9 protein-coding genes are annotated in these 14,234 nt (G+C 71.0%); 4 read left to right on the forward strand and 5 right to left on the reverse strand.

The window, feature by feature from the left end:
• Positions 1–116: 116 nt before the first annotated feature.
• From AQI95_RS17100 to AQI95_RS17115, 4 genes are all read right to left on the reverse strand, one after another.
• Entirely contained in the window at positions 117–797 is a 681-nt protein-coding gene (locus AQI95_RS17100) for an ABC transporter ATP-binding protein (RefSeq protein WP_067123774.1), read from the reverse strand.
• An 11-nt stretch (positions 798–808) separates the two neighbouring features.
• A complete protein-coding gene (locus AQI95_RS49005) occupies positions 809–1,120 on the reverse strand; it encodes a hypothetical protein (RefSeq protein WP_244188760.1) in 312 nt (103 codons plus the stop codon).
• 388 nt (positions 1,121–1,508) lie between these two features.
• On the reverse strand, positions 1,509–4,229 hold the full coding sequence (gene ppdK / locus AQI95_RS17110; RefSeq protein WP_067123776.1) for a pyruvate, phosphate dikinase: 2,721 nt from the start codon (positions 4,227–4,229) through the stop codon (positions 1,509–1,511).
• 438 nt (positions 4,230–4,667) lie between these two features.
• Positions 4,668–5,888, reverse strand: a complete 1,221-nt coding sequence (locus AQI95_RS17115) for an ROK family protein (protein WP_208614197.1) — start codon at positions 5,886–5,888, stop codon at positions 4,668–4,670.
• 131 nt (positions 5,889–6,019) lie between these two features.
• Between AQI95_RS17115 and AQI95_RS17120 the strand changes: the two genes are divergently transcribed.
• The 3 genes from AQI95_RS17120 (at position 6,020) to AQI95_RS17130 (ending at position 11,452) form a co-directional block, all read left to right on the forward strand.
• Positions 6,020–7,531 carry an MGH1-like glycoside hydrolase domain-containing protein gene (locus AQI95_RS17120; RefSeq protein ID WP_079071297.1) on the forward strand — a complete coding sequence of 504 codons (1,512 nt, stop codon included), beginning with the start codon at positions 6,020–6,022 and terminating at the stop codon, positions 7,529–7,531.
• A complete protein-coding gene (locus tag AQI95_RS17125; RefSeq protein WP_067123780.1) occupies positions 7,528–9,465 on the forward strand; it encodes an amylo-alpha-1,6-glucosidase in 1,938 nt (645 codons plus the stop codon). The genes AQI95_RS17120 and AQI95_RS17125 overlap by 4 nt, the downstream gene beginning before the upstream one ends.
• A 163-nt stretch (positions 9,466–9,628) precedes the next feature.
• The gene (locus AQI95_RS17130) at positions 9,629–11,452 is read left to right on the forward strand and encodes an alkaline phosphatase family protein (RefSeq protein ID WP_425264881.1); all 1,824 of its coding nucleotides are present in this window, start codon (positions 9,629–9,631) and stop codon (positions 11,450–11,452) included.
• On the opposite strand, the gene dusB is transcribed toward AQI95_RS17130, so the two are convergent.
• Positions 11,453–12,586, reverse strand: a complete 1,134-nt coding sequence (gene dusB, locus AQI95_RS17135) for a tRNA dihydrouridine synthase DusB (RefSeq protein ID WP_067123783.1) — start codon at positions 12,584–12,586, stop codon at positions 11,453–11,455.
• Positions 12,587–12,773: 187 nt separating this feature from the next.
• On the opposite strand from dusB, the gene AQI95_RS17140 reads away from it, so the two are divergent.
• Entirely contained in the window at positions 12,774–14,225 is a 1,452-nt protein-coding gene (locus tag AQI95_RS17140) for an MFS transporter (RefSeq protein WP_067123785.1), read from the forward strand.
• The last annotated feature ends 9 nt before the right edge of the window (positions 14,226–14,234 follow it).

Raw genomic sequence — 14,234 nt, forward strand, 5'->3', positions numbered from 1 at the left:
GAGCACGATCGCCAGGCAGCACACGCCGATCGACCCACCGATTGCCATGAGCGCGAAGCGGACACGATTTCCACGCCCGCTGCCGAACAACAGCCTGGTCCCCACGAGGAGTTCGCTCACCGTGCCGACCGCCCCTGCAGAGCGAGGACGCCGTCGACCATGGTGTACCTGGTGTCCGCCCGGGCCGCGACATCGGCGTCGTGCGTGACCAGCACGACAGCCGATTGCTGAGAGCGGGCCAGCGTGAGGAACTCCTCAAGCACCGCTTCTGCGTTGACGCTGTCGAGCGAACCAGTCGGCTCGTCGGCGAAGACGACCGCCGGCTGGTGCACGAGTGCACGAGCCACGGCGATCCGCTGGTTCTGCCCACCTGACACCTGCGAAGGACGCCGGTCCCGCAGATCGGCGAGGCCCAGCCGCCCGAGTACATCCCGGGCGGCAGCGAACGCCTGCGCTTTGCGCTGCCCGGCAAGCCGGAGGGGCAGCGCCGCATTCTCCTCAACCGTCAGTTCGGGCAGGAGCTCACCGTACTGGAAGACGAAGCCGAACCGGTCACGCCGCAATGAACTCAGTTCGCCGTCATCCAGGTCGCCCAACACTCTTCCCTCGAAGCGGACTTCACCTTGGCTGACCGGCAGCACCCCGGCGAGGCAGTACAGAAGGGAGGACTTCCCCGATCCACTGGCACCCGTGACGGCGGCGATCTCACCCCGCCGGAGCACGATGCCTGCTCCCTTCACAGCCTGCGACGAGCCATAGGAGAGATGGATTCCCTGAGCAGTAAGGACTTCGAACATCGTGAACCCACTCAGCCGTCGAGTCCCTTGTAGTGCAGCTGTCCGGAGCAGTTGTCCGGCCGGAGCGTTCCCCTGTCGAGGCAGACGCGGACATACGCGTCCTCCGTGTACCGCTGGGCACCGTCCCAGTTGGAGTGGTGCAGGAACACCCTCTTGCGCTGCTTGCCGTAGTAGCGACTCCAGTCGTGGCCCTCGACGCGAACCTGCATGTATCCGTTGTGATCGTCGTTGGGGTCGACGTCGTTCAGATACCCGCTCCACTCGAAGGAACCGTGATTCCGCTCAACCGGGTTGAACCGGTAGCGACCTTCCTCGAAAGTCATGCTGTCCTTCACCGTCAGCATGGGCAGACGATGCCACGACGACGCAAACGCCGTCCCCGCCCCCGTCAGAAAGACCCCCGCGGCCACCAGACCCACCACAGCCCTCTTCATGCGCCATCTCTCCCGTGTCCCCGGCAGCCCCACCGGCAGCCGTAGTCACAGAAAGTAGCGTCATGATCACATGGCGAATCCTTACGTCCGGAACCGACCACCACATCAGGTGATCAGCAACCGGACACAGGCCGAAACCCGCCGCCCGGCGCAGGGTCAGGGGGAGACAAAAGGGGCGGCACCCCCGCACAGGGTGCCGCCCCCTTTTCGTGGTCCGGGGCCGCCGCCCATCGGTTGAGGGTCGGGGACGGGCGGCGGCTCCGGCGTTCGGGGAGGGTCAGCGGTGGTCGCTGCCCGCCGAGTTCGTCGCCGCCCGCCCCGCCTCCAGGCGGGCCACCGGGATGCGGAACGGGGAGCAGGAGACGTAGTCCAGGCCGACCTCGTGGAAGAAGTGGACCGACTCCGGGTCGCCGCCGTGCTCGCCGCAGACGCCGAGCTTGAGGTCGGGGCGGGTGCGGCGGCCCGCTTCCGCCGCCAGCTTCACCAGGGAGCCCACGCCGTCCCGGTCGATCGTCTCGAAGGGGGAGACGCCGAAGATGCCCTTTTCCAGGTACGCGGTGAAGAAGGACGCCTCGACGTCGTCGCGGCTGAAGCCCCACACGGTCTGCGTCAGGTCGTTCGTGCCGAAGGAGAAGAACTCCGCCGCCTCCGCGATCTGGCCCGCCGTGAGGGCCGCTCGCGGCAGCTCGATCATCGTGCCGATCGCCAGCTTCAGCTCGGTGCCCGTCGCCGCCTCGACCTCCGCGATGACCTGGTCGGCCTCCTCGCGGACGATCTCCAGCTCCTGGACCGTGCCGACCAGCGGGATCATGATCTCGGCGCGCGGGTCGCCCTTGGCGTTCTTGCGTTCGGCCGCCGCTTCCGCGATCGCGCGGACCTGCATCGTGAACAGGCCGGGGATGACGAGGCCGAGGCGTACGCCGCGCAGGCCCAGCATCGGGTTCTGCTCGTGCAGGCGGTGCACCGCCTGGAGCAGGCGCAGTTCGTTCTCGTGCGGCTCCTGGCGGGACTCGGCCAGGGCCACCCGGACCGACAGCTCCGTGATGTCCGGGAGGAACTCGTGCAGCGGGGGGTCCAGGAGACGGACCGTCACCGGCAGGCCGTCCATCGCCGAGAACAGCTCGACGAAGTCCTGCTTCTGGAGGGGGAGAAGGGCCTTCAGGCTCTCCTCGCGCTCGGCCTCCGTGTCGGCCAGGATGAGGCGCTCGACCAGCTCACGGCGGTCACCGAGGAACATGTGCTCCGTGCGGCACAGGCCGATGCCCTGGGCGCCGAAGCGGCGGGCGCGCAGGGCGTCCTCGGCGTTGTCCGCGTTGGCGCGCACCCGCAGCCGGCGCTTGCGGTCGGCGAAGGCCATGATGCGGTGCACAGCCTCGACCAACTCGCCGGCGTCGTGGGCGCCCGCGTGCATCCGGCCCTCGAAGTACTCCACCACCGGGGAGGGGACGACCGGGACCTCGCCCAGGTAGACCTTTCCCGAGGAGCCGTCGATGGAGATCAGGTCGCCTTCCTCGACGACATGGCCGCCCGGCACCGTCATCCGCCGCCGCTTGGTGTCGACCTCCAGTTCCTCCGCGCCGCACACGCACGTCTTGCCCATGCCCCGGGCCACGACGGCGGCGTGGGAGGTCTTGCCGCCGCGCGAGGTGAGGATGCCCTCGGCCGCGATCATGCCGTCGAGGTCGTCGGGGTTCGTCTCGCGGCGGACCAGGATGACCTTCTCGCCCGAGCGGGACCACTTCACGGCGGTGTAGGAGTCGAAGACCGCCTTGCCCACCGCGGCGCCGGGCGATGCGGCGATGCCGCGCCCGACCTGGTCGACCTTCGCGTGCTCGTCGAAGCGCGGGAACATCAGCTGGGCGAGCTGGGCGCCGGTGACGCGCTGGAGGGCCTCGGTCTCGTCGATCAGGCCCTGGTCGACGAGCTGGGTGGCGATCCGGAAGGCCGCGCCCGCCGTGCGCTTGCCCACGCGGGTCTGGAGCATCCACAGCTGACCGCGCTCGATGGTGAACTCGATGTCGCAGAGGTCCTTGTAGTGGTTCTCCAGCGTCTCCATGATCTGCATCAGCTGGTCGTACGACTTCTTGTCGATCGACTCCAGCTCCGCGAGCGCGACGGTGTTGCGGATGCCCGCCACCACGTCCTCGCCCTGGGCGTTCTGCAGGTAGTCGCCGTAGACGCCCTGGTGGCCGGAGGCGGGGTCACGCGTGAAGGCGACGCCGGTGCCGGAGTCCGGGCCGAGGTTGCCGAAGACCATGGAGCAGATGTTGACGGCCGTGCCCAGGTCGCCGGGGATGCGCTCCTGGCGGCGGTACAGCTTGGCCCGGTCGCCGTTCCACGACTCGAAGACCGCCTTGACGGCGAGGTCCATCTGCTCGCGCGGGTCCTGCGGGAAGTCCCGCCCGGCCTCCTTCTTGACGAGCTTCTTGAAGGTGGTGACGAGCTTCTTCAGGTCGGCGGCCTCCAGGTCGGTGTCGACCGTGACCTTCTTGGCCCGCTTGGCCGCCTCCAGGGCCTCCTCGAAGAGGTCGCCGTCGACACCGAGGACGGTCCTGCCGAACATCTGGATGAGGCGGCGGTAGGAGTCCCAGGCGAAGCGGTCGTCGCCGGCCTGCTGGGCGAGGCCCAGCACCGACTTGTCCGACAGGCCGATGTTCAGGACCGTGTCCATCATGCCGGGCATGGAGAACTTGGCGCCGGAGCGGACCGACACGAGGAGGGGGTTGTCGGCCTGGCCGAGCTTCTTGCCCATCCGGGACTCGAGGGCGTCGAGGTGCGCACTCACCTCGTCACGCAGTGCCACGGGCTCCGCGCCGCTCTCCAGGTAGACCTTGCAGGCCTCGGTGGTGATGGTGAAGCCGGGAGGGACCGGCAGACCGAGCTTGGTCATCTCGGCGAGGTTGGCACCCTTGCCGCCGAGGAGGTCCTTGAGGTCCTTGTTTCCCTCGGTGAAGTCGTAAACGAACTTCACCGCGTGGGGGTCTTTGTTTTCCGACACGGGTCTCGACTCCTTGAGGCCACGGTGGCTGCCCTGACGGCGAGGAACATACCCAGATCGAAGGCACATGGGTACGTCCACTTGCCCGTCATGCGCCTGTAACCACTCGTCCGCCAGCGGATCGAAAGTCAAAGCTTGGCAAGCCATGACAGGCGGATGTTTTCACTTCTTGAACGCACACACCCCTAAAGGCCGGGTATTCCGCTCAGATGAGCATGCCTTGGCACGTCTGATTTCGATCGATGAACGATCAAGGGGTGGCACCGAGTGCCACCCCTTGGAGAAGTGCAGTCGCCCATGATCTGCTCATCTGAGCGCATCCCTTATCAAGGGTGGCGAGAATCACGCTGCCACAGCGAGCCGGATTTCACCATGCGGACCGCCGCGGACCCCCCGCGGACCGCTGCCGACCGCTTCCGCGACTCGGAAACATCCTCGTCACACACCCAGCGCCCGCAGTCGCTCCTCGACCCGCTCCGGCGCGTAGAGGTGTTCCACGACCAGCGCCCCCGCTCCGATGAGCGCGGCCCGCTCCCCCAGTCGTGAGGTGACGACGTCCAGGTGGGCGGTGGAGCGGGGCAGCGCCCGCTGGTAGAGCAGCTCGCGCACCCCGGTGAGGAAGGGCGTTCCGGCGAGGTCGCCCGCGATCATCAGCACGCCCGGGTTGAGCAGGGTCACGACCGTCGCCAGCACATCACCGACCTGGCGTCCGGCTTCCCGGGCCAGCGCCGCCGCCTCGGGATGCCCGGCGGCCAGCAGATCCCCCACGTCCGCGCCGGAGGCGGCCGGCACCCCGCTCTCCGCGAGCCGCCGGGCCACGGCACCCCCGCTCGCCACGGCGGCGAGACAGCCGTACGAACCGCAGCGGCACAGGGCGTCCGCGCCGACCCGGATGTGCCCGATGTCGCCGGCGCCGCCGTCGATCCCCCGGTAGATCGCGCCGTCCACGACCACCCCAGCACCGATGCCCGTGGACACCTTGACCAGGACGAAGGCCGTGCAGTCGGGGTGTCCGGCGCGCTGTTCGCCGTAGGCCATGAGATTGGCGTCGTTGTCCACCAGGACCGGCACCGCTTGCGCGCCGGTGTGCTCGGTGAAGGCGCGCGAGAGGCGGCCCGTTATGTCGTAGCCGTCCCAGCCGGGCATCATCGGCGGCTGCACCACCTGGCCGAGGCCGGTGTCGACCGGGCCGGGCACGGCGAGCCCGATGCCGCAGACGTCCGTCGGCGGGCGCCCGGCCTTCTCCAGCAGCCGGTCGAACCAGTGGCCGAGTTCGGCGAGCACCACGTCCGGGCCGTCCTCGACGACCAGGGTTCCCGAGTGCTCGGCGAGGATCTCGCCGGTCAGCGAGAGGACGGCTGCGCGGGCGCGCCGGGCGTCCAGGTCGGCGGCGAGGACGACGGCGTGGCCGTCGTCGAACTCCAGGGTGATGGAGGGGCGGCCGCCGAGCGGCGAGCCGACCGGGCCGCCGGCGCCCTCGCGCAGCCAGCCGGCCCGGAAGAGCCGCTCCAGACGCTGGCCGACGGTCGCCCGGGACAGCCCGGTGACCTGCTGGAGCGCACCGCGTGTCACGGCCTGCCCGCTGCGGACCAGTTCGAGCAGCTCTCCGGCGCCGGCCTGTCCGCCGCGTCTGACGGGCCTCCCCTGACGGTCGGTCATGCGCACCCCCTTGTGTTCCCCAACCCTGCATAACATATTGAGTTTTGCGTGTTAAATAGACGTAACTCTACGGTCGTCGCAACCGAACCCGGTCGGCCCGGCCGGGTGTCTTCGTCTTCGGGGAGCCCCGAGTGGATCGCAGCACGCAGCTCACTGCCCGCCCCACGGAGTGCGGGATCGCCTGCGGTCCCCCGGTTCCCGGCACGTCTTTGCGCATCACGGCGGCCCGGGTGCTCGACGCGAACTGGACGGGCAGCTCGACCGTCCCCTCCCGGGACCTGTATCCGCACCAGTGGTCCTGGGACTCGGCGTTCATCGCGATCGGCCTGCGGCACGTCTCGCCGCGGCGGGCCCAGACCGAGCTGGAGACGCTGCTGGCCGCCCAGTGGGCCGACGGACGCGTCCCGCACATCGTCTTCAACCCCTCCGTACCGCTCGACGCCTACTTCCCGAGCCCCGACTTCTGGCGCTCCTCCACCGCCGGACGTACGGCCGGCGCCCCGCGCACCGTACAGACCTCGGGCATCGTGCAGCCACCGGTGCACGCGCTCGCGGCCTGGCTCGTCCACTGCGCGGACCCCGGCCTGTCCCGGTCGCGCGGCTTCCTGGCCCGGGTGTACCCGCGGCTGGCCGCCTGGCACCGCTATCTGCTGCACCGCCGGGACCTGGGCGGCGCGGGGCTGGTCTCGGTCGTCCACCCCTGGGAGCAGGGCATGGACAACAGCCCCTGCTGGGACGCCCCGCTCGCCCGGATCACCCCGGCCCCGGCGCGTTCCTTCCGCCGCGCCGACCTCGCCCACACGGCACCCGAGGACCGGCCGACGGATCTGGACTACGGGCGGTACGTGCGCCTGGCCGCGGACTACCGGGACGCCCACTACGCCGACGGAGGCGGGGAGTTCGCCGTCGAGGACCCCGCGTTCAACGCCCTGTTCATCGCCTCGGAGCACGCGCTGGCACGGATCGCCGGGGCGCTGGGCGCGCTCGGCACCGCCCGGCACACCCGCGCCGAACGGCTGACGGCGGCGCTGGTGGAACGGCTGTGGGACCCGGCGGCGCAGATGTTCCTGTGCCGGGACCTGCACGCCGAGCCGGTCCGCGCGGGCGACGGCTCCGCGCTGATCCGTGAGCGGGGTGTCTCCGGGCTCGTGCCGCTCCTGCTCCCCGGTCTGCCGCGTGAGGTCGTCGCCGCGCTCGTGCGCACCCTGTGCGGAGCGCACTTCGGGCTCGGCGACCGCACCCTGCTCGTGCCGAGCTACGACCTCCTCGGGGAGGCCTTCGATCCGCACCGGTACTGGCGCGGCCCGGCCTGGTTCAACACCGGCTGGCTGCTGGAGCGGGGCCTGCGCCTGCACGGCGAGCGGGAGCGGGCCGACGCGCTGCGCGCGGCCGTGCTGCGCCTCGCCGAGGACACCGGTTTCGCGGAGTACGTCGACCCGCACACGGGCGAGCCCTGCGGCGCGACCGGCTTCGGCTGGACCGCCGCCCTCGCCCTCGACCTGTACGAGGAACTGCGGCAGGAGCTGCGGCGGGACCAGCGGCAGGAGCCGCACAAAGACCTTCCCAAACGCCCCGGTGAGGGCGTGTCCAAGGCGGCCACCGGCACGTTCGACAAAGAGGACGAAGGAGGAGACCGGGGATGACCGACCGGCATCATCTGCTCGTGCACGGGGCGACGTTCGCCGCCGTGGGCGACCGGGGCGACATCAGTGGAGTCCGGGGCAACAGCTCCCCGGACGGCTTGTTCGTACGGGACGCCCGGCATCTGAGCCGCTGGCAGCTCACCGTCGACGGCGCCGTGCCCGAGGTGCTCACCCCGGTCACCGACGGTGACGCGGCACGCTGTGTGCTGGTCCCGCGCGGAGGCCGGCAGGAGCCCGCCGCGCACACCCTCTTCCGCCGGCAGGCGGTCGGCGACAGCTCGTTCGTGGAGTCGCTGCGGGTGACCAGCAACCGTCCGGAGCCGACCACGGTCCGGCTCGCCATCACCGCCGACGTGGACTTCACCGACCAGTTCGAACTCCGCTCCGACCACCGCACCTACGCCAAGCCCGGCGCCGTGCGCGCCCGCGAAGTCCTCGACGACGGCATCGAGTTCTCCTACCGGCGCGCCGAGTGGCGCTCTCGTACGACCATCACGGCCGATCCCGCTCCCGACGCCGTGGAGGAGACCGGCACCGGCGCCCGGCGCCTGGTGTGGACGCTCGGCCTGGCCCCGCACGGCACGACCGAGCTGCTGCTCCGGGTGATCGCCCGCCCGCACGGCGAGAATCGCGCCCTGCGCGTGCCCCGCGACCCGTCGGCCGTGCGCGATCAACTCCGCACCGCGGAAGGGGAGTTCGTGGAGGGCGTGGCCTTCCCGACCGGCTGGCCGGATCTGGCGGCCGCCTGCGCCCGGGGCCTCGCCGACCTGGCCGCGCTCCAGGTGCCGGCCACCGGAGTCGACGGCGAGGAACTGCGCGTCCCGGCCGGCGGCGCCCCCTGGTTCCTCGCCCTCCTCGCCCGCGACGCCCTGCTCACCTCTTTGTTCGCGCTGCCGTACCGCCCGGAACTGGCCGCCGCCACGCTCCCCGCGCTCGCCGCGACCCAGGCCACCGCCACCGGCCTGTCCCCGGTCGCCCAGCCCGGCAAGATCGTGCACGAGGTACGGCACGGCGAGCTGGCGCACTTCGGGCAGGTGCCGTTCGGGCGGTACTACGGCTCGGTCGACGCGACCCCGCTGTTCCTGATCCTGCTCGGCGCGTACGTCGAGCGGACCGGGGACACCGGGCCCGCCCGGCGCCTGGAGCGGCACGCGCGTGCCGCCGTCGGCTGGATGCTGGACCACGGCGGGCTGACCTCGCGCGGCTACCTCGTCTACCGCGCCGACGAGGGCGGCCTCGCCAACCAGAACTGGAAGGACTCCCCCGGCGCGATCTGCTGCGCCGACGGCACCCGGCCCACCGGCGCGGTCATGGCGGCGGGCGCGCAGGGCTACGCGTACGACGCGCTGCGCCGCACGACGTGGCTGGCCCGCACGGTGTGGGGCGACGAGACGTACGCGGCGCTGCTGGAGCAGGCGGCGGCCGATCTGCGGGACCGGTTCCAGCGGGACTTCTGGATGCGGGAGCGCTCCTTCCCGGCGCTCGCGCTGGACGGCGAGGGCCGCCAGATCGACGCGCTCGCCTCCGACGCCGGGCATCTGCTGTGGTCCGGGCTGCTGGACAAGGAGTACGGCGAGCTGGTGGGCCGGCGGTTGCTGGAGCCCGACTTCTTCTCCGGCTGGGGCGTACGGACGCTGGCCGCGGGACAGGCGGCGTACCACCCCCTCTCGTATCACCGGGGTTCGGTGTGGCCGCACGACAACGCGCTGATCACGCTGGGGCTCGCGCGGTACGGGCTGCACGACGAGGCCCGTACGGTCGCGCATGCGCTGATCGACGCGGCGACGGTCGCGGGGCACCGCCTGCCGGAGGTGCTGGCGGGGTACGGCAGGGACACGCATCCGGAGCCGGTCCCCTATCCGCATGCGTGTGTGCGGGAGTCCCGCTCGGCCGCGGTGCCACTTGCTTTGCTGACGGGGGTGGGTGGTGTGTAGCGCCGTTGTCCGCTGCGGGTGCGTGGGGGCTGGTCGCGCAGTTCCCCGCGCCCCTGGCCCGGTGCGGTGACCGTTTGCCAGGTGTTTGCCCTGCGCCGGTGAACAGGGGTCGGGGGGCGGCCGTACGAGACGGCGTCACGGGACTCGCAGGAAGGACGCCGGGTTGTCTCAGGACACGAGCACGCACGCATCAGCCGCAGAGGCAGCCGAGGAGGCCGTGCCGGAGGAATCGTCGTCCCCCGCCGCCTCACCCGTGCCACCCCCGTCCCGGCGCCCGTGGAGCGCCTGGCTCCGCCGGTCCTGGACCGCCTTGCGGACGTGTCCGCGGCGCTGGCGGGAGCGGCATCCCTCGGCCGCCCGCGCGCTGTCCGTCACGGTCACGGTGCTCGCCGCCGCCCTTGTCGTCGTCGCGCTCGTGATGCCGAACTCCGTGGTCCGGCTGGGCCCCGCGACCTTTGTGCGGATACCCGCGGAAGGCGTGATCGGGGCCGCCGTGATGATCGCGCTGCCGCGCCGGCCGCGGGTGGCGCTGGCGGTGGTGTCGGGGGTCGCGCTGGCCGCGCTGACCGTGCTGAACCTGCTCGACATGGGCTTCAACCAGTACCTGGGCCGCGGCTTCAACCCCGTCCTCGACTGGAGCCTGCTCGGCGACGCCCAGTCGTACCTGAAGGACTCACTGGGCGGCACGGCCACGCTCGCCGCCACGGTGGGTGTGCTCGTCCTCGTGCTGCTGCTGTTCGTGCTGCTGACGCTGTCGACCGTCCGGCTCGCCAATCTGCTCGCCCGGCACCCGGGCACCGCGACCCGGGGCACGCTGATCGCCGGCGTCGTCTGGATCACCTGCTCCTCCCTCGGCCTGCAGATGTCCGGCGTGCCGCTCGCCGTCGACCGCACCGCCACCGCGCTGAAGTGGCAGGTGCGGCAGGCGCGGAACACCCTGCGCGACGAGGCGGAGTTCCAGAAGGTGGCCAAGGTGGACGCCTTCGGGAACACCCCGGGCAGCCAGCTGGTCCCGGATCTGCGCGGCAAGGACATGATCTTCACGTTCATCGAGAGCTACGGCCGTAGCGCGGTCGAGGATCCGATCATGGCGCCCGGCGTGGACCGGACCCTCGACACCCGCACCAAGGCGCTGGCCGCGGCGGGCTTCCACGCCAAGAGCGGCTGGCTGACCTCGGCGACGTACGGCGGCAGCAGCTGGCTCGGCCACTCCACCACCATGTCGGGCCTGTGGATCAACAACCAGCAGCGCTACCGCACGGTCATGGCGAGCGACCACATGAGCCTGACGGACGCCTTCAAGAAGACCGGCGCGTTCGACACGGTCGGCGTGATGCCGGGCGTGCAGAAGGGGTGGCCGGAGCAGAAGTGGTACGGCCTCGACAAGGTCTACAACGCCTTCCAACTCGGCTACAAGGGGCCGAAGTTCAGCTGGTCGACCATGCCCGACCAGTATGCGCTGCAGCAGTACCAGGACCGGGTGCACAGCAAGAAGCCCGCCGCCGGAAAGGCGCGGATGTCGCTGCTCATCCTCACCTCCAGCCATCAGCCCTGGGCGCCGATCCCGAAGATGGTCGGCTGGGACCAGCTGGGCGACGGCTCGATCTTCAAGGGCATCCAGGCGGCGGGCAACAACCCGGCCGACGTCATCGCCGACACGGCCAAGTCCCGCCAGGAGTACGGCAAGACGATCCAGTACTCGGTGACGGCCCTGACCGAGTGGCTGACGCGCTACGGCACCAAGGACACGGTCCTGGTCTTCCTCGGCGACCATCAGCCGATCGCCCGGGTCAGCGGCAACCACGCCAGCCGTGACGTGCCGATCTCGATCGTCGCCAAGGATCCGAAGGTCCTCGACAAGGTCGACGGCTGGGGCTGGACGGACGGCCTGCGCCCCGCCCACAACGCGCCGGTGTGGAAGATGAGCGCGTTCCGGGACCGGTTCCTCGCCGCGTACGGCTCGACCCCGCACCCGAAGAAGGGCTGATCAGCCGCCCGAGGTGTCCAGCTCGGCGTCCTCACCGACGCCCGCGCAGTCGTACGGGTCCTTCAGCCAGCCGTCCGGCAGCACCACCCGGTTGTTGCCGGACGTACGCCCGCGGGGCCCGTCGGCGCCGAGCGGCCAGGGCTGGTCGAGGTCCAGCTCGTCCAGGCCGGCGCGGAGTTCCGCCAGCGAGGAGGTGATCGCGAGCCGCTTGCGCATCTCGGAGCCGACCGCGAAACCCTTGAGGTACCAGGCGACGTGCTTGCGGAAGTCCACGACGCCCTTGGACTCGTCGCCGATCCACTCGCCGAGCAGGCCGGCGTGCCGGACCATGACGTCGGCCACCTCGCCGAGCGCCGGCCGCGCGACGGCATCCGTCCGCCCCTCGAAGGCCGCGACCAGGTCCGCGAACAGCCAGGGCCGCCCCAGGCACCCGCGCCCCACGACCACTCCGTCGCAGCCGGTCTCCCGCACCATCCGCAGCGCGTCCTCGGCCGACCAGATGTCGCCGTTGCCGAGGACGGGGATCTCCGGGACGTGCTCCTTCAGACGTGCGACGGCGTCCCAGTCGGCGGTGCCGCCGTAGTGCTGGGCGGCCGTGCGGCCGTGCAGGGCGATGGCGGTGACGCCCTCCTCGACGGCGATGCGGCCGGCGTCGAGGTAGGTGATGTGATCGTCGTCGATGCCCTTGCGCATCTTCATGGTCACCGGCAGGTCGCCGGCGCCGGAGACGGCCTCGCGCAGGATCGCCCGCAGCAGGTTGCGCTTGTACGGCAGCGCGGATCCGCCGCCCTTCCGGGTCACCTTCGGGACCGGGCAGCCGAAGTTCAGGTCGATGTGGTCGGCGAGGTCCTCCTCCGCGATCATGCGGACGGCCTTGCCGACGGTCGCCGGGTCGACGCCGTACAGCTGGATCGACCGCGGCTGCTCGCTCGCGTCGAACCTGATCAGCTGCATGGTCTTCTCGTTCCGCTCGACCAGCGCCCGGGTCGTGATCATCTCGCTCACGAACAGGCCCTTGCCGCCGCTGAACTCCCTGCACAGGGTGCGGAAGGGCGCGTTGGTGATCCCCGCCATGGGTGCGAGCACGACGGGCGGAGTCACGGCGTGCGGGCCGATGGAGAGCGGGTGGGTCATCAGACGGCTCCGGGGCGGGCGTACGGCGGATACAGCACAAGGCGAGCAACCATTGTCCCTCACTCCGCGCGTCGCCCGTCCCGTCACCCGTTCGGGGCGCTGGACCCCCGCCAAGATCGTGTAACGCACACTATTTAGGAGCATCATTAGTTAGACACACTATCGAAGTGGGCGTAGGCTGACATGCATGCCCGACTCGAGCCACCGTCGCCGCCTGCTCGTGCTCGCGATCTGCTGCATGAGCCTGCTGATCGTCAGCCTGGACAACACCGTGCTGAACGTGGCACTGCCGTCCATGCAACGCGATCTGCGTGCCACCACCTCCGGCCTGCAGTGGACGATCGACGCCTACACGCTGGTGCTCGCCTCGCTGCTGATGCTCGCGGGCTCCACGGCCGACCGCATCGGCCGCAAGCGGGTCTTCATGGCCGGTCTGGTGGTCTTCTCCGTCGGCTCGCTGCTGTGCTCGCTCGCGCCCAGCCTGTCCCTGCTGATCGTGTTCCGCATGGTGCAGGCGATCGGCGGCTCGATGCTCAATCCGGTCGCCATGTCGATCATCACCAACACCTTCCCCGACGCCCGGGAGCGGGCCCGTGCCATCGGCGTGTGGGGCGCGGTGGTCGGCATATCCATGGCGGCGGGCCCGCTCGTCGGCGGTCTGCTGGTGCAGTCGGTGAGCTGGCGCTCGATCTTCTGGATCAACCTCCCGGTCGGCCTCGCGGCGCTCCTGCTCACCCTCCGCTTCGTCCCCGAGTCCCGGGCGCCGAAGGCACGCCGCCCGGACCCGGTCGGCCAGATCCTGGTCATCGCCCTGTTCGGCTCGCTGACGTACGCGATCATCGAGGCCCCGGAGGCGGGCCCGGCCGCGGTGGCCCCCTTCGCCGCGATCGCCCTCGCCGCGCTCCTGGCCCTCCTGTGGTACGAGCCCCGCCGCGCCGAACCCCTCATCGACCTGCGCTTCTTCCGCTCGGCTCCGTTCAGCGGTGCCACCGTGATCGCGATCAGCGCGTTCGCGGCGCTGGGCGGCTTCCTCTTCCTGTCCACGCTGTATCTGCAGAACGTCCGCGGTCTCGACGCCCTGCACGCGGGCCTGTGGATGCTGCCGATGGCCGCGCCGACCTTCCTGTGCGCGCCCCTGTCCGGCCGGCTGGTCGGCAGCCGCGGCTCCCGTCTCCCGCTTTTGGTGGCCGGTACGGCGATGACGGCGAGCGGTGTCCTCTTCGCGGCCTTCGGGGCGCAGACGTCGGACGCCACCCGCCTGGTCGGCTACGTGCTCTTCGGCATCGGCTTCGGCTTCGTGAACGCGCCGATCACCAACACGGCCGTCTCCGGCATGCCCCGCACCCAGGCCGGCGTCGCCGCCGCGGTCGCCTCCACGAGCAGGCAGCTGGGCCAGACCCTCGGCGTCGCGGTGATCGGCGCGGTCCTCGCCTCCGGCATCGACTCCTCCGCCTACCGCGGCACCTTCACCGCGGCGGCCCGCCCCGGCTGGTGGATCCTCACCGTCTGCGGCCTGGCCGTCCTCGTCCTCGGCCTGCTCACCACCGGCCGCTGGGCCCGCCGCACCGCGGACCGCACGGCCGAGACCCTGCACTCACCGGAGGTGCGCCGGGCGGTGGGAGCCGGGCGGGCGGGCTAGGGCCTGTCC

The organism is Streptomyces yokosukanensis (assembly GCF_001514035.1).
GTDB lineage: Bacteria > Actinomycetota > Actinomycetes > Streptomycetales > Streptomycetaceae > Streptomyces > Streptomyces yokosukanensis.

Coding starts and splice junctions, on each gene's coding strand:
- AQI95_RS17100 (WP_067123774.1), bottom strand. CDS start 797: ATGTTCGAAGTCCTTACTGCTCAGGGAATCCATCTCTCCTATGGCTCG.
- AQI95_RS49005 (WP_244188760.1), bottom strand. CDS start 1,120: ATGACTTTCGAGGAAGGTCGCTACCGGTTCAACCCGGTTGAGCGGAAT.
- AQI95_RS17115 (WP_208614197.1), bottom strand. CDS start 5,888: ATGACCGACCGTCAGGGGAGGCCCGTCAGACGCGGCGGACAGGCCGGC.
- AQI95_RS17125 (WP_067123780.1), top strand. CDS start 7,528: ATGACCGACCGGCATCATCTGCTCGTGCACGGGGCGACGTTCGCCGCC.
- dusB (WP_067123783.1), bottom strand. CDS start 12,586: ATGACCCACCCGCTCTCCATCGGCCCGCACGCCGTGACTCCGCCCGTC.
- AQI95_RS17140 (WP_067123785.1), top strand. CDS start 12,774: ATGCCCGACTCGAGCCACCGTCGCCGCCTGCTCGTGCTCGCGATCTGC.